The 21,365-nt window shown below is 72.8% G+C and carries 16 protein-coding genes; 6 read left to right on the top strand and 10 right to left on the bottom strand.

Annotated elements, in window-relative coordinates; translation table 11 throughout:
• Window positions 1-4 precede the first annotated feature (4 nt).
• Window positions 5-862: an endolytic transglycosylase MltG gene (gene mltG / locus ACZ6C6_RS29275; RefSeq protein ID WP_469206980.1), complete on the top strand. Its 858-nt coding sequence runs from the start codon at window positions 5-7 to the stop codon at window positions 860-862.
• Between the two features lie 18 nt (window positions 863-880).
• Here mltG and ACZ6C6_RS29270 read toward each other — a convergent pair whose 3' ends face one another.
• A complete protein-coding gene (locus ACZ6C6_RS29270; protein ID WP_469207245.1) occupies window positions 881-1,972 on the bottom strand; it encodes an NAD(P)-binding domain-containing protein in 1,092 nt (363 codons plus the stop codon).
• Window positions 1,973-2,080: 108 nt separating this feature from the next.
• On the opposite strand from ACZ6C6_RS29270, the gene ACZ6C6_RS29265 reads away from it, so the two are divergent.
• From ACZ6C6_RS29265 to ACZ6C6_RS29255, 3 genes are all read left to right on the top strand, one after another.
• Window positions 2,081-2,503 (top strand): secondary thiamine-phosphate synthase enzyme YjbQ, encoded by a 423-nt coding sequence (locus ACZ6C6_RS29265; RefSeq protein ID WP_469206978.1) that lies wholly within the window; start codon window positions 2,081-2,083, stop codon window positions 2,501-2,503.
• An 85-nt stretch (window positions 2,504-2,588) separates the two neighbouring features.
• Window positions 2,589-3,734, top strand: coding sequence for a threonine synthase (locus tag ACZ6C6_RS29260; protein WP_469206976.1), 1,146 nt, complete (start codon window positions 2,589-2,591; stop codon window positions 3,732-3,734).
• Window positions 3,735-3,815: 81 nt separating this feature from the next.
• Entirely contained in the window at window positions 3,816-4,220 is a 405-nt protein-coding gene (locus ACZ6C6_RS29255; RefSeq protein WP_469206974.1) for an FKBP-type peptidyl-prolyl cis-trans isomerase, read from the top strand.
• Window positions 4,221-4,226: 6 nt separating this feature from the next.
• Here the strand turns inward: ACZ6C6_RS29255 and ACZ6C6_RS29250 are convergent, their stop codons facing one another.
• Complete coding sequence (locus ACZ6C6_RS29250) at window positions 4,227-5,462, bottom strand: DUF6357 family protein (RefSeq protein ID WP_469206972.1); 1,236 nt, start codon at window positions 5,460-5,462, stop codon at window positions 4,227-4,229.
• A gap of 28 nt (window positions 5,463-5,490) precedes the next feature.
• On the bottom strand, window positions 5,491-6,342 hold the full coding sequence (locus tag ACZ6C6_RS29245) for an alpha/beta fold hydrolase (protein ID WP_469206969.1): 852 nt from the start codon (window positions 6,340-6,342) through the stop codon (window positions 5,491-5,493).
• 199 nt (window positions 6,343-6,541) lie between these two features.
• Here ACZ6C6_RS29245 and ACZ6C6_RS29240 point away from each other — a divergent pair, with 199 nt between their 5' ends.
• Complete coding sequence (locus ACZ6C6_RS29240; RefSeq protein WP_469206968.1) at window positions 6,542-7,375, top strand: PIG-L family deacetylase; 834 nt, start codon at window positions 6,542-6,544, stop codon at window positions 7,373-7,375.
• A gap of 70 nt (window positions 7,376-7,445) precedes the next feature.
• Here ACZ6C6_RS29240 and ACZ6C6_RS29235 read toward each other — a convergent pair whose 3' ends face one another.
• The 7 genes from ACZ6C6_RS29235 to ACZ6C6_RS29205 form a co-directional block, all read right to left on the bottom strand.
• Window positions 7,446-8,954, bottom strand: coding sequence for a DUF4246 domain-containing protein (locus tag ACZ6C6_RS29235; protein ID WP_469206966.1), 1,509 nt, complete (start codon window positions 8,952-8,954; stop codon window positions 7,446-7,448).
• A 73-nt stretch (window positions 8,955-9,027) separates the two neighbouring features.
• The gene (locus ACZ6C6_RS29230; protein ID WP_469206964.1) at window positions 9,028-10,788 is read right to left on the bottom strand and encodes a PP2C family protein-serine/threonine phosphatase; all 1,761 of its coding nucleotides are present in this window, start codon (window positions 10,786-10,788) and stop codon (window positions 9,028-9,030) included.
• 89 nt (window positions 10,789-10,877) lie between these two features.
• A complete protein-coding gene (atzF, locus tag ACZ6C6_RS29225) occupies window positions 10,878-12,581 on the bottom strand; it encodes an allophanate hydrolase (RefSeq protein ID WP_469206962.1) in 1,704 nt (567 codons plus the stop codon).
• A complete protein-coding gene (uca, locus tag ACZ6C6_RS29220) occupies window positions 12,578-16,159 on the bottom strand; it encodes an urea carboxylase (protein ID WP_469206960.1) in 3,582 nt (1,193 codons plus the stop codon). The genes atzF and uca overlap by 4 nt, the downstream gene beginning before the upstream one ends.
• Before the next feature lie 30 nt (window positions 16,160-16,189).
• Window positions 16,190-17,845: a purine-cytosine permease family protein gene (locus tag ACZ6C6_RS29215; RefSeq protein WP_469206958.1), complete on the bottom strand. Its 1,656-nt coding sequence runs from the start codon at window positions 17,843-17,845 to the stop codon at window positions 16,190-16,192.
• Window positions 17,846-17,923: 78 nt separating this feature from the next.
• Window positions 17,924-18,670, bottom strand: a complete 747-nt coding sequence (locus tag ACZ6C6_RS29210) for a GntR family transcriptional regulator (protein WP_469206956.1) — start codon at window positions 18,668-18,670, stop codon at window positions 17,924-17,926.
• A gap of 146 nt (window positions 18,671-18,816) precedes the next feature.
• Window positions 18,817-19,806, bottom strand: a complete 990-nt coding sequence (locus tag ACZ6C6_RS29205; protein ID WP_469206954.1) for a polysaccharide deacetylase family protein — start codon at window positions 19,804-19,806, stop codon at window positions 18,817-18,819.
• A 360-nt stretch (window positions 19,807-20,166) separates the two neighbouring features.
• Between ACZ6C6_RS29205 and ACZ6C6_RS29200 the strand changes: the two genes are divergently transcribed.
• Window positions 20,167-21,354 (top strand): cellulose-binding domain-containing protein, encoded by a 1,188-nt coding sequence (locus ACZ6C6_RS29200; protein ID WP_469206952.1) that lies wholly within the window; start codon window positions 20,167-20,169, stop codon window positions 21,352-21,354.
• Window positions 21,355-21,365 lie beyond the last annotated feature (11 nt).

The raw sequence follows: 21,365 nt of genomic DNA, 5'->3' as shown, positions 1-21,365 counted from the left end.
CCGCATGGCGCACGAGCCCCCGGATTCCCAGCCCCCGGCCACCCCGCCCCGCCGTCGCACGCGCCTGACCCGGCGCGGCCGCCTGACGCTGTTCATCGGTTCCCTGCTCGTCCTCGCCGTGGCCGCAGCCGTGCTCGTCCCCCTGCTGACACGAGAACCGCAGAACGAGGAAACGGCCCGCACGCTGGTGATCCCCGAGGGCCGCCGGGCGACCCAGGTCTACGAGGCCGTCGACCAGTCCCTCGGCGTACCCGCGGGCACGACCGCCGCAGCCGTGCCGACGTCGGACCTGCCGCTCCCGGCCGCGGCACGGGGCAACCCCGAGGGCTACCTCTACCCGGCGACCTACCCGGTCACCTCCGCGACCACCCCGAAGAGCCTGCTGCGCTACATGACCGACACGGCGGGCCGCCACTTCGGCGCCGACCACATCACGGCGGGCGCCCGGCGCAACGACGTGACCGTCTACCAGACGGTGACCATCGCCAGCATCATCCAGGCCGAGGCGGACACCGAGGCGGACATGGGCAAGGTCGCCCGCGTCATCCACAACCGCCTGGACCGGGGCATGCCGCTCCAGATGGACTCCACCCTCAACTACGCGCTGAACCGCAGCACCCTGGACACCACCACGGGCGACACCAAGCTCGACAACCCCTACAACAGCTACGCCCACAAGGGCCTCCCGCCCACGCCCATCGGCAACCCGGGCGACCAGGCGATGACCGCCGCCATCACCCCCACCCCGGGCCCCTGGCTGTACTTCGTGACGGTGGCCCCCGGCGACACCCGCTTCACGGACGACTACGCGGAACAGCAGCGGAACGTGGCGGAGTTCAACCGGAACCGGGGAGGGGGATGAGGCGGGCGCCCACGGACCTCAGACGAGGGCGGGCGCCTCTACGGACTCCTCGGGTGCCCCGTCCCGCAGCAACGCGACGATCTCCCGCACGGCGGCGCGCCCGGCACGGTTGGCGCCGATCGTGCTGGCGGACGGGCCGTAGCCGACGAGGTGGATACGCGGGTCGCGTGCGGCCCGGGTGCCTTCGACCCGAATACCGCCGCCGCGCTCCCGCAGCCGCAGCGGGGCGAGATGGTCGATGGCCGCGCGGAAGCCGGTGGCCCACAGGATGACGTCGGCCTCGACGCGGCGGCCGTCGTCCCAGGCGACCCCGGTGGGCGTGATCCGGTCGAACATGGGGAGCCGGTCCAGCACCCCGGACTCCCGGGCGCTCCGGATGGCGTCGTTGACGGGCAGCCCGGTCACGCTCACCACGCTCTGCGGCGGCAGCCCGCGCCGGACCCGCTCCTCCACCATGGCGACGGCGGCCCGACCCCGGTCCGCCCCGAAGGGCCCCTCCCGGAAGACCGGCGGCCGGCGCGTCACCCAGTGGGTTTCCGCCGCCACCTCGGCGATCTCCATCAGATGCTGCGTACCGGAGGCGCCGCCGCCGACCACGACCACCCGCTGTCCGGCGAACCCGGCCGGGCCCGGATAGTCGGCCGTGTGCAGTTGCCGCCCCCGGAACGTCTCCTGCCCCGGGTAACGCGGCCAGAACGGCCGGTCCCACGTCCCGGTCGCGTTGATCAGGGCACGCGTCACGTACGTACCCTCGGAGGTCTCCACCAGCAGCCGGCCGCCCTCGCCCTCGCGCACGGCGCCGACGTCCACCGGCCGGTGCACCTGCAGCCCGAACGCGCGCTCGTAACGGTCGAAGTAGGCGCCGATGACCTCGGAGGAGGGCCGCTCCTCGTCCGCCTCCCTCAGCACCATCCCCGGCAGGGCGTGCATGCCGTGCACCTTGCCGTACGTCAGCGAAGGCCACCGGAACTGCCAGGCGCCGCCCGGCGCGGGCGCATGGTCGAGGACCACGAAGTCGCGGTCCGGCTCCAGACCGACGCGTCGCAGGTGGTACGCGGCGGACAGACCCGCCTGCCCTGCGCCGATCACCACGACGTCCACCGACCGCATCGCCAAATCGTTCACGCTTCTACCAACTCCGACGGGCCCACGGAACTTCCCGCGCGTCGCCGCCCGACGGTTCCGGCCCCGGCTCCGGCCCTTGGCAGGATGGGACGCATGCCTTCTGCCTTCACCACCACGGTCCTGCACCTCACGACGGGCTCGACGGAGACCGTCACCGACCTGACGTCGGAGTGCGAACAGTTCCTCGCCCGCGCGGCCTCCGGCCGCGACGGCCTGCTCAACCTCTTCGTCCCGCACGCCACCGCCGGAATCGCGGTCCTGGAAACCGGCGCGGGCAGCGACGACGACCTCCTCTCCGCCCTCCACACCCTGCTGCCCGCCGACGACCGCTGGCAGCACCGCCACGGCCACCCCGGCCACGGCCGCGACCACGTGGTCCCGGCCCTGGTCCCCCCGCACGCCACCCTGCCGGTGATCGCGGGCCGCCTGGAACTGGGCACGTGGCAGTCGGTGTGCCTGGTCGACACGAACGTCGACAACGCGGAGCGGAAGGTGCGGTTGAGTTTCCTGGGGTGACCGGGGTCCTTGGGCGTGGTGTTTCACATCTGGACCGCACGTCTAATCTGAGGCGTACGCCGAGTGAGGGGAAGCCGGGACCGCCATGGCCGATGAACAGCCCTCGGGCGGTGCCGCCCCCGTCCTCCTCGACCGGTCCGGCCGGTGCTACCCCCTGGACGATCCCCGTTGGCGCGGCGATGACGGCGGGCCGCTAGCCGTCAGTGCGCTGCCGGGGCTGCGGCCCGAGCAGATCGACACCGGCGAGCGTTCCCTCTGGCGATATCACGCCGCGCTGCCCGTTCCGGTCGGCCGACGGGTGAGCCTGGGGGAGGGCTGCACGCCGATGATCCCGGTCGACTGGGCCGGGCGGCGGGTCCATTTCAAGCTGGAATGGTTCAATCCGACGTCCAGCTTCAAGGACCGGGGCGTGTCCGTGATGATCTCCCACCTCGCTGCGCACGGTGTCGACCGTGTGCTTGAGGACAGTTCGGGGAACGGTGGTTCCGCCGTGGCCGCCTACGCCGCCGCGGCCGGGATCCGCGCCCGGATCATCGTCCCCGCCGCCACCTCGGCGGCCAAGATTCTCCAGGCCCGGGCGTACGGAGCCGAGATCGAGCTCGTGCCGGGCACCCGCGACGAGGTCGCGGAGGAGGCGATCCGGCAGGCGCGGAGTACTTCGTACGCCAGCCACAACTGGCACCCCATGTTCATCCAGGGCACCAAGACCGTCGCCTACGAGATGTGGGAGTCCCTGGGCTTCACCGTGCCCGACAACGTGGTCCTCGTCGCCGGGGCCGGCAGCAACGTCATCGGGTGCGACCTCGCGTTCGGCGAGCTGCTCGCCGCCGGGCAGACCGACCGGCGCCCGCGTCTCTTCGTCGGGCAGCCCGAGCACTGGGCGACCATCGCCGACACGTTCAACGGCATCGACCCGGGCACGCGCGGCGAGCGGGTGCCGACCATCGCCGAGGGCGCGTCCATCGCCCGTCCGGTCCGGCTGCCCGAGGCGGTGGAGGCCATCCGCCGCTCCGGCGGAGCCGCGTACGCCGTTCCCGAGGCGGAGATCCGCGCCGCCGTCCGCGCCCTGAGCGCGCGCGGCCTGTACGCCGAGCCCACCAGCAGCGTCGCGGCGGCGGCCCTCGACCACTTCATCGCGACCGGTGAGATCGCACCGGACGAGACGACCGTCGTCGTGCTCACCGGAGCGGGGCTGAAGTCCGCCGAGAAGATGGCAGCGGTGTTCGCCTGACCGGAACGCGGACCCTGGGGGCCGACACGTACGGTGAGCTTCCCGGAGCGACCGGAACCGCCGACGAGTAAGGGGACTGTGATGAGTGAACCGGCCAAGCCCGAGGTCCATGTGCCGGAGGGCGCCGCGCCCACCGAGCTGACGACCCGTGACCTCGTGGTGGGAGAGGGGCCGGAAGCGCTGCCGGGCAGGGTGGTGCAGGTCCACTACGTCGGCGTCACGTTCGCGTCCGGGAGGGAGTTCGACTCCTCCTGGGAGCAGGGCCGGCCGTTCAAGTTCGCCGTGGGCGGCGGCAAGGCCATCAAGGGCCTGGACCGGGGCGTGCGGGGCATGAGGGCCGGAGGCCGGCGCGAGATCATCGTTCCCCCGCGTCTCGGCTACGGCAAGCAGTCGCCCTCCGCCTTCATCCCGCCCCACTCCACCCTGATCTTCATCGTGGACCTGCTCACCGTGGTGGGCCCGGGCGGCTCGGCGGGACCCGCCTGACCCCGGCTACCGGCCGCCCCGCCGACGGCGCGCGCGCTCGAACTCCGCGTGGTCCGCCAGCCAGGGGCCCAGCCCGTCGAGCGCGGCGCAGCCACCACGGACGAAGGCGCTCACCACGCTCCGGTACCCACGGATTCCGTCGACCAGGGCGTACTCGACGCGGTACTCCGGATCTGCCCCGCCCACCCCCTCGCGCACGGTCGTGATCCGGGCGACGGAGTCCGCGTAGAAGTGGACCTGGATCCCTTCGCCCCTCGCCTCGTCCTCGATGGTGAAGACCTCGTTGTCCCCCGCGACACGGTCCTCGACGAACTGCCAGAACTCCGCGGCGGCGTGACGGGGGCCGCCCGGGCGCCACTTCCTCTCGGCGCCCTTGTCGTCGGTGAAGGACAGGACCGTAAGGCCGCACCCGGCCTCCTCGTACGCCTCCAGCGGCGTGCTCCTGGCGCGGTCGGCGGCCTCCGAGCACATCAGGAAGCTCACGGTGCGCACCGCTTCGTCGGCGAGTTCCGGGTGGTCCCGGCGTACGGCCGACTCGACCGCCGTCGCCATCCGCTGCCAGTCCCGCTTGTCCGTGCCGCGTTTGCCGCGCCGTGGATCGCGGTCGATCCGCAGGCCGTCGCACGCGTGTTCCGCGGTGGCGATCACCCGCATGACCCCGGGCCGCTGCGCGGCGTCGACGGCGTCGGGCAACCGCCTCGGGACCGTCGCGCCGTGCACGTACTGGCCGGTGTACCTCAGGACCGCCGCGTCGAGCGGTCCGAGTACGGTGCCGCGTTCGGCGCGGCGGCGCCGGGCGTGGTACTCCTGGGCCCGTTTCGCGTCGGACGCCTCCGTCGCCGTACGCACAGCCGCACAGACCCGGCCCCGTTCGAGCGATTCGATCCCGGCCCCGTGGGCGATGAGCATGCCCTTGTCCCAGGGGATGCGACGGAAGTACGCGTCGACGTCGGCGGGTGCGGCGAGAAGGACCGGGTCCAGGAGGGCCACGGCGGCGCCCTCATCGAGCCGGCCGCGCGTTCCGGCGGCGTCGCACAGTGGCAGCACCGCACTCCACAGCAGCAGATGGCGGCCCAGATCCTCCCGGATCACCGCGAGATGCTCGTCCCCGACCGGGAACGTGAACGTCCGGGGCTCGTGGTTGGCGTCCGCCCCGGCCCCGAGCATCAGCTTCAGCACCCCGCCCTCGCGGACCACGCGCGGGATCCAGCCACTCCCGCGTGTGAAAACGACCTCGCTCATGGCCCCAGTCTTCCCCACGGTCCGGGAGCTACGAGGAGGCGGCCCCGCCGTCCAGCACGAAGGACCGGATGTGTGCGCTGAGCTCCGCCGGCTGGTCCTCGGGGATCAGGGTGTAGCTGTCCTCGATCTCCACGAGCCGCCCCTTGGGCAGCAGCTCGGCCAGCCTGCGCCCGTGCTCCGGGGGCATGACCTTGTCCTCGGCCGCCCACACCACGAGGGCGGGCCGGTCGAAGTCCCGCAGCTTCTCCGCCCAGCCGAGCAGTTCACTCTTCGGCGGGACGCCCAGCACGTACTTGCGCAGGTCCCGGCGGATCTCCTCGGAGGTCCACAGCGGGGTGAACCAGGCGTTCATCACCTCGTGCGGGACCGGGCGCTTGCTCATCCAGCCCCAGGTCACGGGCAGCCGGCGCATCGGCTTCGCCTTGAGCAGCCGGAAGGCGAGGTTGATGCCGCCCGGCAGCTTCGCCGAGGTGTGGAGGTTGCGGCCCGGCACGCCCGGCGGGAAGTTGTCGAACGCCTCGCACGACGTGATGACGAGCCGTCCGATCCGCTCGTCCCTGCCCTCCGCGACCAGGGCCTGCGCACCGCCCCAGTCGCTCATCACCAGCGTGACGTCACGCAGGTCGAGCCGGTCGAGGAACTCGGCGACCAACCGGGCCACGCCCGCGACCGACAGGTCCGCGTCGGGCCGCATCGGCCGGCGGTGGCCGCCCAGCGGCAGTGTCGGCACCACACAGCGGAGGTCGGAGCGCAGGGGCTCCACCACGTTCCGCCACAGGGAGCCGTCCATCGCGACGCCGTGCAGCAGGACCACGACCGGCCCCTCACCGCCGGTGTCCTGGTACTCGACCGTCCCGGCCGAAAGCTCCACCTCAGCCATTTCTGCTCGCCTCCCCCTCACGCGTCCGCCACCCACTTGAGGAATATGCCACCGCCGAGGAGGCCGGGCGTCGGGTTCCGGCCAGACCGGTCGGCCCCGCCGGGAACACCGCGCCCGGTCCGGGCGGTTGCACCGACCGAGGGTGCGGCGGATCCGCCGCACCCTCGTACCGCATGCTCGTTTCCGCTGGAGGACTGTGATGACTGACCGGCCGCTGACCCTCATGGCAGTGCACGCCCACCCCGACGACGAGGCCACCGGGACCGGGGGCGTGCTCGCCCGGTATGCGGCGGAAGGCATCCGCACCGTGCTGGTGACCTGTACCGACGGCGGATGCGGGGACGGACCGGGCGGCGTGAAGCCGGGCGATCCCGGGCACGACCCGGCGGCCGTCGCCGTGATGCGCCGCCGGGAGCTGGAGGCCAGTTGCGAGGTACTGAAGATCAGCGATCTGGAGACGCTCGACTACGCCGACTCCGGGATGATGGGCTGGCCGGCCAACGACGCCCCCGGCTCCTTCTGGGGGACGCCCGTCGAGGAGGGCGCCGCCCGGCTCGCCGAGCTGATGCGCCACTACCGGCCCGATGTGGTCGTCACCTATGACGAGAACGGCTTCTACGGCCACCCCGACCACATCCAGGCCAACCGCATCACGATGGCCGCCCTGGAGCTGACCGACCTGACGCCGAAGGTCTACTGGACGACGGCCCCGCGCTCGATGATGCAGCGCTTCGGGGAGATGATGCGCGAGTTCGGCGAGGACCTGCCGGAGCCCGACCCCGAGGAGGCCGCGGCGATGGCGGAGATCGGCCTGCCCGACGACGAGATCACCACCTGGGTCGACACCACCGCGTTCAGCGGCCAGAAGTTCGACTCCCTGGCCGCGCACGCCAGCCAGGGCGAGAACATCTTCTTCCTCAAGATGGGCAAGGAGCGGTTCGGCGAGCTGATGGGCGTCGAACCCTTCGTGCGCGTCAGGGACACCACCGACGCCCCTCTCCCCGAGAACGACCTCTTCGCCGGACTGCGCTGACCTGCCGGCCGCCCCACCGCGTCCCGCCGGCTCACACCCTGCCCGGGTGCGAGCCGGCGGACGTACGTGCTCAGTGCTCGCAGAGGGAGAACTCCCGCTCGAACAGCTGCTCGTTGTGCTCGTCCACGAAGAACTTGCGCTCCCGCATGAGCTCCTCGCGGTACGCCTTCGCCTCGTCCAGGGTCATGGTCGAGGTGCCGGCCCAGGGCTGCTGCGGCGCCACGTCGGAGGTCGAGACGATCGTCTCCGACGGGTCCACCAGGAAGAACGCCAGGATCTTCCGGTGCCCGGCGCGGCCCGGGTCGGCGAGGCGGAACGAACCGACCCGGTGCTGGAGCATGTTGGGGAACGCCAGACAGCGCCCGGCCGGGGTCGAGGCGTGGCCCAGTACCTGGTTCAGCGCACACTCGTTCTCCAGGCCGTACACCTCACGCACGCCGGTGTAGTCGCTCTGCTCGTAGTCCGGATCGTCGACGGCGGTCCGGAAGCCCAGCCGGCTCTCCGTGATGTTCTCGCTGTCCCAGTAGTAGATGGCGGTCGACACGATCCGCTCGTTCAGCATTCCCTCGACATGCCAGGAACCCCCGGCGTACTCGGGCTTCTCCGGCGTCAGGTGGATGGTCGCCAGCTTGGCGATGACCTGGAGCCGGCGACCGTTCAGGGAGACCCGGTCGGACTCGTCGGCCGGCTCGGGCGCGGTGTATTCCGGGGCGTCCGGGATGACCGGCCGACGGTTCTGATACCAGTCGTCGGCTGCCAGTTCGTGCGCCACGACCGCCTTCTCGTACGCGTCGGCGTCGCTGAAGTCCTCCTCGTCCGGATACTCCGGCTCCGCGTCGTACCAGCCGTACGGGTCGGCCTCGATCCGCAAGGGCCGCGAACGGCGCAGATCGGTGAGCACGTTCTTCCACAGCGGGAGCATCCGGGCGAACAGCTCAGGGAGGACGGCGGCCAGCTCCCGGTGCTCCTCGGGGTGGACGTTGTTCACGTACGAACGGAAGGCGGCCTCGCCGTCCGCACTGACGTCGACGTCCGTGGGCAGCCACTGGAAGCGCTCCGAGAACTCGTACTTCGAGTAGCGGTTCGCCGGGTTCTCCCAGGCCCGCTCCGGACCGCCGCTCACGTCCCGCACCAGGCAGAACAGCGAAGGATGCACCAGGTCGAGCACCTGGCCGTCCGACCCCGGATGCCAGTCCTTCTCCTCCTCGGGAACCTCCTCCAGCACCCGGACCGCCGCACGCAGCCGCGACCGCAGCTCCGCGTCGATCAGCGTGTCCGACTGCCAGACCCCGTCGACGGCCGAGACCTCGATGCCGGTACGGGCGTCCCGCAGCTCCGCGTAGTGCGCGAGCTCGGCCAGCACATAGCGCACCTGCGCCTCGGTGAGGCCCTGGTCGACCGCCTCCCGCGTCCACTTGGCGGCTATGGCCGTGTCGTGCATCTTCTCGAACCATCCCGGCTTCGCCCGAAGGTGCGCGCTGCACGCGATCATCTCCAGCTCACGCAGGGTGCGGGGCTGCGCGGACCCGCCGGCGCGGGAGGTGTGGAACGGCAGCGGAAAGGCGGACAGGCCAGTCAACTCTCTTGGTCCTTCCAGGCGGTGAGTGATGGCCGGAAGACTACGGGAGCCCACTGACACCACCGGCCGCCGGTCAGGGCCGGCGCAGGGCCAGGAGGGTCGCGTCGTCGGTGCGGTGGTCGCCGTCCAAGCGGCCCACCAGCCGTTCGACGTAGTCCTGGAGCCCGGCGTTGCCGGGGTCCGGCGCGAACTCCCGGAAGCAGCTCTCGGCCGCGCGGCGGAAGCGGAGCGCGTCCTGGTCGGGGTCGGCGGGACGGCGCTCGGTCAGTCCGTCCGAGTACATCAGGACGATGTCGCCCGCCTCCAACTTCGTCTCGCCTGCCTGGTACGACGTGCCCGGCAGCACGCCCAGGGTGAGCCCGGGCCCTCCGGCGGGCGCCGGCAGTTGGGCCGCGCGCCCGTCACGCAGCAGCACCGGGCGCGGATGCCCGGCGCAGGTCCAGCGGAGCAGGGTGCGCTCGGGGTGGTAGCGGGCGATGATCGCGGTGGCGGTGGACTCCCGGGCGTCCGCGCAGGCCACCTCGTTGAGCCACTCCGTCAGCCGCTCCACGGGCTCGAAGGTGTACGCGAGCCCCGCGAGCGCGTAACGGAGCTTGGCCATCAGGGTGACCGCGTCCAGGCCGTGGCCCCGGGCATCGCCCAGCGCGAGCAGCAGCCGCCCGTCGGGCAGCCCGCGGGCCTTGTACCAGTCGCCACCGACCCCGGCCCCGGCCGCGTCGGGGCGGTAGACGGCCGCCGCCTCCAGGCCGTAGCTGTCCAGCTCGTCCTGGAAGTGCGGCAGCACCGCGTCGCGCAGGACCCCGGCGATCTCCGCCACCGCGTCGGCACGCTCGTGCTCGCGGCGCGCGTGGCGCTCGGCCCGCCGTGTCGCCTCCCGCCTGCGCCGGTCCGTGGTGACGTCGGTCAGGACCGCCCGCAGGGCCCACACCAGGCCGCCGGGCACGATGCGCACCGGCTCGGCGACCATGCGGAAGACGCGCTCGCTGCCACGGAAGCGCAGCTCGCACTGGGTGACGCGCTTGCGCAGGAGGACGTCGTACAACGTCTGGTACAGCGTGGACAGGCAGTCCGGTGTGGTGGCGGCGGCCAGGTCGGAAAGGCTGGGCACCGGGACGTGCTCCGGCAGACCCAGCACCTGGCGGAAGCCCCGGGACGGCTGGATGCCGTCGTCGGCGAGATTCCACTCCGCCCAGCACGTGCGCACCAACTGCTGGGCAGCCGCGGCCATGCGGAGGCGGCCGCCCGGTTCCCAGGTGAGCAGGAAGTGGTGGCCGCAGGGCGCGATCCGCACCTCCGCGCTGACCCGCACCGGCCCCGTCCGCGTGTTCACCAGCCACTCCACCGCGTCGCTCTGCTGCGGCGCGCCCGTGCGGTGCGCGTCGGCCAGCATGCGCGGGATCGCCGTGGCGGCCAGCGAGGGGACCCGCTCGAAGAGCGACACCGGCCCCGTCCACGGGGGCAGGGCCTCGCCGGGGAACCGGGAGCCCGCGTCGGCACGGGCCGTGGCGTTGCGGGCGAGGAGGACGACATCCCGGACCTCGCCGTCCTCGCCGAACACCGGAGTCAGCAGCAGGGCCGCCACCGGGAGGGCGTCGAGCACCTCCTGACCGGAGGGCGGGTGATCCGCGACGGACCGCGGAGCCCGGGGCACGGCGTCGGGCGCGGGGGGCCCGTACCGCTCGGCGTACCGGGTGACGCGCCGGCGCTGGGCGTCCAGCAGCGCCCGGATCGCCTGGAGTTCCAGACGTGCGCGTGTGCCGCCCGCGGGAGGGGGTTCGTCCACGGGCATGTCGGGCCTCTCGGTGCGGGTGTACGGGCGGCGCCGAAACAGCATCGAGGCACGGGACCGGGCGCGCCACTCGGTGTACGCCGGGTGGCGGCGGCCGCCCGGTCCGCGCGGGCGCGCCGGCGCCTCCCGCACTGTCAGGCGGTCGTCGCCTCCAGGTAGGCGCGCCAGCCGCCGTGCTCCGTGATGTCGGTGCCGCTCGCCGCGGCGAGCGGGTCGCACTGGAAGCCGAGGACCCAACTGCCGTCATCGAGTTCGACGCGTCCCAGCGACATGGGCGCCGGCAGCGCCGCGAGGAAGCGCCCGAGGGCGCCGGGCGAGAGGATCCAGCGCTCGCCCGCGATCGCGGCCCCGTCCCCCGGCCCCACACGGACGAGGCCCGGCTTGGGCGGGGTCGTCCCGAGCGCCGTGAGCCGGTACGACGCGGCGGTCGTCACCGCACCCGCGTACCGGGCGCCGGAATCGGTGAGCTGATGGTTGAGCGGCTGTCCGGTCAGGTGGGCGCCGAACACGGCGAGGGCGGTGCCCCCGTCGGGCAGGGGGTGCGGTGCCTGTTCCCCGGTGAGCAGGGCGGCGATGTCGATGGCCGGCTGGTCCTCGAAGGCGCGGGTGACGACGCTGACCCCGAACGGGCCGCCGTCCGCGTCCCCGGCCGGAACCGCGACGGCCGCCATGTCCAGGAGGTTCACGAAGTTGGTGTACGTGCCCATCCGGGAGTTGACCCCCACCGGATCGGCCAGCACCTCGGCGATGTCCGGATGCCCGGTGGTCGTCGGCAGCAGCAGCGCGTCGTACGCGGACAGCAGGCTCTCCGCCTGCATCCGGTAGCGGTCCAGCCGTTCCTGGTCTGCGGCCAGCGCATGGGCGGGCAGAGTGGCGGCGGCGAGAATGATCCCGGCGACCGTGGGGTCCACCGCCGACGGGCTCCCCGCGATGAAATCGCCGACGGCCGCGTAGCGTTCGGCGACCAGCGCCCCGTCGTAGAGCAGCCGGGCCGCCGCCAGCAGCGGTGACACGTCCACCACGGAGGCCGTGGCGCCGGCGGCCTCCAGTTGCTTGACGGCCGCGGCGAACGCGGCGCGCGCGCCGGGCGACAGCGGGGCGAGATCCTCCTCCCGGGGAACCGCGATCCGGGGCCGGGCCGGGGCGGAGAGACGGACGTCGTCGGGCCAGGCCCGGCCACGCGGGTCGCCGCTGTCCGGTCCCGTCATGACACCCATCGCCGTCTGGGCCTCGGTGAGGGTGCGGGCGAACACCGTGACCGCGTCGTAGGGGCGGGCGGCGGGGAGCACGCCGGTGGTCGGCACCACCCCCAGCGTGGGCTTGATGCCGACGATGCCGTTGAGGGCGGCGGGGACGCGGCCGGAGCCCGCCGTGTCGGTGCCGAGCGCGATGTCCACGATGCCGAGGGCCACGGCGACCGCCGAACCGGAACTGGACCCGCCGGAGATCTTCCCGGGACGCAGGGCGTTGCGCACGGCACCGTACGGGCTCCGCGTCCCGACCAGGCCGGTGGCGAACTGGTCCAGATTGGTCTTGCCCAGCAGGATCGCGCCCGCGTCCAGCAGCCGTTGTACGGCTGTCGCGGACGCGTCCGGGACGTAGGCGAAGGCGGGGCAGCCGGCCGTCGTGGGCAGGTCCGCCACGTCGATGTTGTCCTTCACGGCGAGCAGGACGCCCGCCAGGGGCAGCGGCTCGTCGGTGGCCGGCCGGGCGTCCAGGGCGGCGGCCTCCGCCAGGACTTCCTCCTCCGGGCGCAGGAGGATCCACACCTCCGGCCGGTCGGTCTCGGCGATACGGCGGTAGGCGGCGGTGACGCGTGCGACGCAGCTCTGGGTCACGCTGCTTCCTCTCGTGCGACGACGGCCAGCGGTGTGCCGGCGTCGATCTGCTGTCCGGGGCTGACGAGGACGTCGGTGACGACGCCCTGTGCGGGGGCGCGCACCACGACCTCCATCTTCATGGCTTCCAGGACCAGAAGGACCTGTCCCGGCTCGACCCGGGTGCCGGGACCCGCCTCGACCTTCCACACGGTGGAGCTCAGCGGGGCCTCGACCAGTCCCGAGCCGGGCGGCAGGGTGAGCGGGGCGGTTCCCTCGGCGGCCGGCTCCGGTTCGGCGCGCGGGGCGAATTCGCCCGCCGCCTCCCAGGCCCGCCGCTCAATCTCGAAGGCGGCGGACTGGCGGGTCCGGAAGGCGGCGATGTCCGCCGCGTTCTCCCGCAGGAACGCCTCGTGCCCGGCGAGCGAGAAGACGCCCGGGCGGATGTCGAGTGCGGTGCGCCCGGCGGCGAGGTCGCCCCGGATGTCCAGGAGTTCGGCCGGACCGACCGGGTGCCAGACGATCCGGTCGAAGAACCGCAGCAGCCACGGCGTGCCGTCGGCGAAGGAGCGGGGCGGGCGCAGACCGCCCCACACCGGGACCGTCCGGCCGATGAGCTGATAGCCGCCGGGGCTCTCCATTCCGTAGACGCACAGGTACGAGCCCCCGATGCCCACACCGGCCTCCGCCGTCCAGGTGCGCGCCGGGTTGTACTTGGTGGTCACCAGGCGGTGGCGGGGGTCGAGCGGGGTCGCGGCCGGGGCGCCGAGATAGACGTCACCGAGGCCGAGGACGAGATAGCGGGCGTCGAAGACCGTACGGCGTACGTCCTCGACGCTCCCCAGGCCGTTGATACGGCGGATGAACTCGATGTTGGACGGATTCCAGGGGGCGTCCCCGCGCACCGAGGCCGCGTAGCGGTCGATGGCCTCGTCCACGGTCGGGTCGTCCCAGGACAGCGGAAGGTGCACCTCCCGGCTGGGCACCCGCAGATCGGCGGTGGCCGGCAACTGGCCCTCGGCCTCCCGGAGCAGACCGAGCAGGGTGCGCAGCGGCAGCACGTCCGGGTCGGTGTGCAGATGCAGCGAGCGCACGCCCGGAGTGACGTCGACGAGACCGCGCGGCGCGAGCGCCCGTATGTGCTCCGCGAGGGCGTGGACGCGCATCCGCAGGCCCAGGTCGAGGGTCATGGGGCCGTACTCGACCAGGATGTTGTCGTCGGCGCCCCGCCGGTAGGTGACCTCGGGGGCGGTGCCGTCGGCCGGGCGGCGGCCGAGCACTCCGTCGTCGCCGTCCGGGCCGCCGGGGGCCGGGAACGTGAGGAGCGCCGGGGTCCGGCGCAAGGCGTCGGCGGTCCGCTCGGTCACCGGCACGAACTGGACGGTGTCGCCCGGGCGCAGCTGGCCCGTCTTCCACCGCTCGCCGCGCACCACGGTGACCGGGCAGGCGAAGCCGCCCAGGCTCGGCCCGTCGGGGCCGAGGATCGCCGGGGTGTCGCCGGTGAGGTTGACCGCGCCGACGGAGTACGCGGTGTCGTGCACGTTGGACGGATGCAGTCCGGCCTCGCCGCCGTCCGGACGGGCCCACTCGGGGCGGGGCCCGACGAGACGCACCCCGGTGCGCGCCGACTGGGCGGAGACCTTCCAGTGCGTCCCGTACACCGTCGCGATGCCCTCCCGGGTGAGGAAGTCCGGTGCGGCGTGCGGCCCTTCGCTGACCGCGATGCGCCAGTGCGCGGCGAAGTGCGGGCGCGAGGCGGCCGGGACGGGGGCGGGCGCGGGAGCCTCGGGCCCGGGCCGGGCGGGCCGCAGTACGTCGCCGGTGCGCAGGGCGCGGCCCGCGTGGCCGCCGAAGCCGCCCAGGGTGAAAGTGGCCGCGCTGCCCAGGTAGCCGGGGACGTCGAGGCCACCGCGCACCAGGACGTAAGTGCGCATCCCGGGGCCCTGCGCGGTGCCGACGTCGAGCAGCTGCCCGGCGGCGAGCTCGACCGGCTCCCACATGGCGGAGGGGCGGCCGTCGACGGTGACCGCGGCGGGGGCCCCGGTGACGCAGACGGTGGCCGGTGCGGAGAAGCGCAGCGCGGGCCCCTCCAGCGTGCACTCCAGGCCGGGGGCGCCCTCCGGGTTGCCCACGGCCCTGTTGCCGAGGCGGAACGAGAGGTCGTCCATCGGACCGCCGGGCGGGATGCCGACCTCCCAGTAGCCGGTGCGCCCCGGCCAGTCCTGCACCGTGGTCTGGGCACCACCGCGCTCGACGTCGATCCGGGGGCGCGGATCGCGCAGACCGGCCAGGGTCGCCGTGGTGTGCCGGGCGTCGAGCACGACCGGTTCGCGGCAGGCGGCGCGCAGCAGCCCGAGGTTGGTCTCCACCCCGTCCACCACCGTCCCGTCCAGCGCCTCGGCCAGCCGGGCGAACGCCTGCGCACGGGTGTCCCCGGTCGCGACGACCTTGGCGAGCATCGGGTCGTACGCCGAGGAGACGTGCTGCCCGGTCTCCGCCCAGCCGTCCACCCGCACGCCCTCCGGGAAGCCGACCCGGGTCAGCAGGCCGGAGCTCGGCCGGTGGTCCCGGGCCGGGTCCTCGGCGTAGATCCGCGCCTCGACCGCGTGGCCCCGGGCGGGCGGCTCCGTCAGGAACCCGCTCTCGCCGCGCGCGAGGCGCAGCATCCAGGCGACGAGGTCGATGCCGTGGATCTCCTCGGTCACCGGATGCTCGACCTGGAGACGGGTGTTGACCTCCAGGAAGTACGCCTCCTCGCGCACCGGGTCGTACACGAACTCAACGGTCCCGGCCGACCGGTAGTCCACCGAGGCGCACAACTCCCGGGCGGCGGTGTGGAGTACGGAGCGCAGGTGAGGCGGCAGGTCCGGCGCCGGGGCCTCCTCCAGCACCTTCTGGTTGCGGCGCTGGAGGGAGCAGTCGCGGTCGCCGAGCACCACGACGGACCCGGTGCCGTCCCCGAAGACCTGTACCTCGACGTGGCGGGCGCGCTCCACGTAGCGCTCCAGGAAGACCCCGCCGTCGGCGAAGCTGCCCCGGGCCAGCCGGGACACCCGGGCGAAGGCGTCCCGCAGCTCCGCGGGCCCGGCACACGCCTGCATGCCGATGCCCCCTCCGCCGCCGGTCGCCTTGAGCATCACGGGATAGCCGGTCCGCTCCGCCGCGCGCAGGGCCGCCTCCTCGTCGGCGAGGAGCCCGCTGCCGGGCAGCAGCGGCACGCCCGCCGCGAGCGCCGCGGCCCGTGCGGTGTGCTTGGCGCCGAACACCTCCAGCTGGGCGGGCGTGGGGCCGACGAACGCGAGGCCCGCCTTCTCCACGGAGGCGGCGAACGCCGTGTTCTCGGACAGGAAGCCGTAGCCGGGGTGGACCGCCCCGGCCCCGGTGGCGAGGGCGGCCTCCAGGACGGCGTCCGCCCGCAGATAGCTCTCGGCGGCGGGGGCGGGGCCGAGGCGCACCGCCTCGTCGGCGAGGCGGACGTGCGGGGCGGTGCGGTCGGCGTCGGAGTACACGGCCACCGTACGCAGGCCGAGGGCTTCGGCGCTGCGGATGACCCGGCAGGCGATCTCGCCGCGGTTGGCGATGAGCAGGGTGTCGAACATGACGGCAACTCCTGGGTACGGGGCCGGGGTTCAGGCGAGCGGAGGCTGTGCGGGCAGCACGTGGTCCCCCACGCCGTCGGTGCTCAGGCAGAGCGAGCAGACGACCGCGTCATGGGTGGCGCAGGCGGCGACGTCGGGGCGTTCGTACGACTGGTGGCAGACGTGGCAGTCGTAGGTCACCGCGCTCGGGTTGCCGTCGGCGTCGAGCATCGGCTCGTCCAGGCCGTCGTCGGTGCGGCGCAGGTAGTAGCGGCCCTTGGTGACGTATGCGACCAGGGGCGTCAGCACGAAGGCGATGACGGCGGCGGCGACGGGGGAGTACGGCTGGAGGGTGTTGCCCAGGGCGTGGAAGTACATCGCGATCGACAGGCCGGAGGCGGCGGTGAAGGCGACCACGCCGACGGGGTTGACCGCGTACAGCATGCCCCGGCGGAACTCCGGCCGGAGCGGCGAGATGCGCAGCAGGTACTTGTTGACGCCGATGTCGGTGGCGACGGTGACGATCCAAGCGATGGCGCAGTTGGAGTAGAAGCCGAGGATGTCGTTGAGGAAGCTGAACATGTCGGCCTCCATCAGCGCGAGCGCGAAGCCGAGGTTGACCAGCACGAAGACCAGCCGCCCGGGGTAGTGCCGGGTCACCCGTGTGAAGGAGTTGGTCCAGGCGAGCGAGCCGGAGTACGCGTTGGTGACGTTGATCTTGATCTGGCTGATGACCACCAGGACCACGGCCAGCGGGACGACGAGCCAGGACGGCATCATCGCGTCGAAGGCGCCCCGGAACTGCTGGATCGGCTCGGGCGCGGCGGTGGCTCCGACCTCCGCGATGATGTACACGGCGAGGAACACCCCGATGGCCTGCTTGAGCGCGCCGAGCACCACCCATCCGGGTCCGGCCATGACCACGGCGGCCCACCAGGTGCGCTTGTTCGCCTCGGTCTTCGGCGGCATGAAGCGGAGGTAGTCGATCTGCTCGCCGATCTGCGCGATGAGCGAGAGGCACACCCCGGCACCGAGGAGCACGGACGCGGTGTCGATGCCGCCCTTGCCGTCGGTTCCGGCGTACGAGAGGAACCGGTCGACGGTGCCGGGGTCGGTGGCGACCAGATACACCAGCGGGCCGACCATGAGCAGCAGCCAGACCGGCGTCGTCCACACCTGGAGCTTGCTGAGCGCCGACATTCCGTAGATCACCAGCGGGATGACCATCAGCGTCGAGACCAGGTAGCCGAGCCAGAGCGGCAGTCCGAGGCCCAGTTCCAGGCCCTGCGCCATGATCGAGCCTTCGAGGGCGAAGAAGATGAAGGTGAAGCTGGCGAAGATGACGCCGGTCAGGACCGAGCCGTAGTAACCGAAACCGGAGCCCCGGGTGATCAGGTCCAGGTCGAGGTTGTACCGGGCGCCGTAGTAGGCCAGCGGGAAGCCGGTGGCGAAGATGACGACCGCGGCCACCGCGATGGCCAGCAGTGCGTTCCCGGTGCCGTGGGCCAGGCCGATTCCCGCGCCGATCGAGAAGTCGGCCATGTAGGCGATCCCGCCCAGGGCGGTGGTGGCCACCACCGCGGGGGTCCAGCGGCGGTATCCGCGGGGCGCGAAGCGGAGGGTGTAGTCCTCCAGCGTTTCGCTCGTCGCCCGGTTCCTGGCAGCGGTCGGTGGTGTGGACGTCGCACGTGACTCGGTCGTACTCATGGGCAGCCCTTCGGAGAGCGGTGTACGGAGGGAAGGCCGTGCTGAGGACGGGGGCGGACGTCGTCGGCCGCCGGGGTTTCAGAGGAGGTCGGCGTGCAGGGCCATCTGCGTCATGGCGCGCCGGGCCCGTTCGAGGACGACGGCCATGGAGTCGCCGACATGGGCGTGCAGGGCGCGGTGGCCGTCGGCGAGGCGTCCGTCGCGGACGGCCTCCATGATCTCGATGTGCTCCGTGATGGTCGTCCCGATCCGGTCCGGGGTGAGGAAGTCGTACATCCGGACCCGGCGGATGCGCTCGCCGACGGCCACGAGGGCATCCGTCAGGGCGGGGTTCCCGGAGGCGCGGGAGAGCTCGGCGTGGAAGCGCTCGTCCTGGACGACGAAGCGGGGATCGGGGGCCGGGGGCCGCTCGCGCATGGCGTACCAGCGGTCCAGCTCGGCCTTGAGGACGGCCGGGTCATGCCGTACGGACGGGTCCTCGATCGCCCGGGCGATGCCGCGCAGTTCCAGGGTGCCCCGCAGTTCGTAGAGGTCGCGCAGCTGGGCCAGGTTGGGGATGGTGACGAAGAAGCCGCCGTCCCCGCGCTCGATCAGGCCGTCGGCGAGCAGACGCGCCAGGGCCTCGCGCACCGGGGTCCGCGAAACGCGGAAGCGGGCGGCGAGCCGTGTCTCGGCCAGCCGCTCGCGCGGCCCGAACCCGCCGTCGAGCACGGCCGCGCGCAGCCGCCCGTACACCGTCTCGCGGAGTGAGGGCGCGGGCTCCGCGTCCGCGTCCCGCCGTGTGTCCGGGGGCGTATACAGCGTCGTGTCCAGCGTCGCGTCCATGGCCGGAGACGCTAGGAACCGGTTGTTTCACCGGAGTCCACGACGGAGTGAACGACTGGTTTCGGGCAGCTCACGCCGGCCCGGGGGAGGCATGGCGAAGCGCCCCGCACACGGGTGCGGGGCGCTTCACCATGGGGGCGGGCCGTTCAGCTCGTGGCGCAGGAGACGGTCGGCCAGGTCCAGTTGCCGTTGGTCTGGATGGTGACGCCGAAGTTGTTGCCGCTGCCGTTGGGTTTGGCGGTCAGCACCTGGGCGCTGGGGTAACTGGCGCTGATGTTCCAGGTGGAGAGGATCTTCTCCGGGGACGGGACGTTCATCGTCACGGTCCAGTTGCTGGAGCCCGAGACCGCGACGTTGAGGTTGTAGCGGTCGCCCCAGCTCTGTCCGGCGGAGAGGGTCGCCGTGCAGCCGCCGGTGTTCCCGCCGTCGCCGCCACCGCTGCTGCCGTCGGGGGCGACGGCGCGCCCGGTCTGCGGCGAGATCATGCCGGAGCACAGGCCCCGGGAGGCGAGCGACTGGGCGATGCGCGGGATGGCGGCCAGGGTGTTGGCGGGCCACTCGTGCATCAGGATGACCTGGCCGCTGGAGAGGCGCGACACGGCCTGGACGATGGCGTCGGTGCTCGCCCCGTTCCAGTCCTGCGAGTCGACGTCCCAGATCACCTCCGTGAGCCCGTACTTGGCCTCGACGGCCTTGAGGGTGGCATTGGTCTCCCCGTACGGCGGCCGGAACAGCTTCGGTGTGCCGCCGCCCGCGGCCGCGATGGCCTGCTGGGTCCGGGAGAGCTCCGAGTCGATCTGCGCCTGGCTCTGCTGGGTGAGATGGGGATGGGTGTAGCTGTGGTTGCCGACCCACATGCCCGCGTCGACCTGGGCCTTCACCTGCGCCGGGTACGAGGCGGCGAACTGCCCCTCGTTGAACATGGTCGCCCGCAGGCCGTTCTGCTTGAGGGCGTTGAGCAGGGCGGGGGTGTGGTCGTTGGACGGGCCGTCGTCGAACGTCAGGCCCACGTAGCCGTTGCAGGCGGCGGCCTGGGCCGGTGCCGCTGCCGTGGCGGTCAGACCCAGCGAACTCGCCGCGGCGAGCACGAGCCCCGCCACCATGGCGGCCGGGCGGCGGTCGAATCGGAGACGCATGAACTGTCCTCCAGGTGAAGGGGAGTTCCGGCCGCACGGGCGGCACGGCCGGGCCTGAGCACGGAGTTTTTGGCCCCCTCGGGTGACTGTCAATAGTTTCGGCAAGTATTTCGAAAGCGTCGGTCCGATCCGACACTGTGTCAGTACGCCATCGGTGCACTTCAGTGGGTGTGAGGTGTCGTGCGTCGGCCGACCGTGAAGGCGGCCGGGGCCATGGGTGCGTTGCTGCCGGAGATCGCGCGGCGAAACTTTCGAACCCTCGGAAGTCTCCGCCTGTCATCGTATTGACAGTGTCTCGTCAAGCCGCTGTCATACATGGGAGCGCTCCCACATACTTCCCCACGCCCCGAGGAGGCGCACATGACCATCCACCCCCGCCGCTTACCGCGCAGAACCTGGACGGCGGCCGGCTCCGTCGTCGCGCTGGCCCTGTCGCTCTTCGTCGCCATGCCCGACGGGGGCCGGGCCGCGGCGGCGGAGTCCGCGCCCGGGTGCCAGGTCGACTACACCGCCAACGAGTGGACCGGCGGCTACACCGCCGAGGTCAGCGTCACCAACGAGGGCCCGGCGCTCAGCGACTGGCGGCTGACCTGGACGTACGAAGGAGACCAGCAGGTCACCTCCGGCTGGAACGCCACGGTCACGCAGACCGGCCACGCCGTGACCGCCGTCAGCACGGCCTGGAACGGCGCGGTGGCCGAGGGCGGCACCGTCTCCTTCGGCGTGCAGGGGACCTCGCAGGCGGGCGGCCCCGCGCCCACGGGCTTCGCGCTCAACGGCGTGTCCTGCGGGGGCGAGGACACCACGCCCCCGACCACGCCGCCTCCGACGACGCCGCCGCCCACCACGCCGCCCTCCGCCGAGTGCGGCGACGCGGTCGTCTGCGACGACTTCGAGGACCAAGCCGGTTCGGCACCCGCCGGGAACTGGCGGTTCACCGCGCCCGACTGCCAGGGCACCGGGACGGCCGCCGTGGACACGCAGACCGCGCACAGCGGCACGCGCTCGCTGCGGCTGGACGGGAAGGCGGGGTACTGCAACCACGCCTTCGTGGCCTCCACCGCGGACCTCTCGTCCGTGGGTCCCGTGATGTACGTGCGCATGTGGGTGCGGCACACCACGGCGCTGCCGGCCGCGCACGTCGCCTTCGTGTCGATGCCCGACAGCTCCCAGGGCGGGAAGGCGCTGCGGATCGGCGGGCAGAACGGGGCGCTCCAGTGGAACCGGGAGACCGACGACGCGACGCTTCCGGCGCAGAGTCCGACCGGGGTGGGGCTGAGCAGGCCCCTGCCGACGGGCAGCTGGCAGTGCCTGCGGTTCGCCGTCGACACCACGGCTCCGGGGCTCGACACCTGGCTGGGCGACGAGCAGGTGCCCGGCCTGCACGCCGACGGCGTCCCCACCCGCGACGTGGACGACCAGTGGCTCTCGCGGACCACCCCGCCCCGGCCCACCGCGCTGCGGCTGGGCTGGGAGAGCTACGGGGTCGGCGACGACACCTTGTGGTTCGACGACGTGGCGGTCGGCTCCGCGCCGATCGGCTGCTGACGGGCGGGCGC

The sequence above is a fragment of the Streptomyces sp. NPDC041814 genome, assembly GCF_055590565.1.
Note: the sequence above shows the minus strand (reverse complement) of the source record. Positions and strands in the feature narration are given on the sequence as shown.